Genomic DNA, 231 nt, shown 5'->3' on the forward strand with positions numbered 1-231 from the left:
GCGCCTTGGTATTCTCTACCTGACCACCTGTGTCGGTTTGGGGTACGATTTCGTGTTACCTGATGCTTAGAGGCTTTTCCTGGAAGCAGGGCATTTGTCACTTCAGCACCGTAGTGCCTCGTCATCACGCCTCAGTGTTAAAGTGAACCGGATTTACCTGGAACACACACCTACACGCTTAAACCGGGACAACCGTCGCCCGGCCGACATAGCCTTCTCCGTCCCCCCTTC

General features: G+C 54.5%; 1 rRNA gene. It reads right to left on the reverse strand.

The window, feature by feature from the left end:
- Positions 1–231: ribosomal RNA gene (locus tag FHD02_RS24230) — 23S ribosomal RNA — on the reverse strand; the annotation flags it as partial.

It is taken from the genome of Citrobacter sp. EC_71 (assembly GCF_019584005.1).
Classification (GTDB): Bacteria; Pseudomonadota; Gammaproteobacteria; order Enterobacterales; family Enterobacteriaceae; genus Citrobacter; species Citrobacter werkmanii.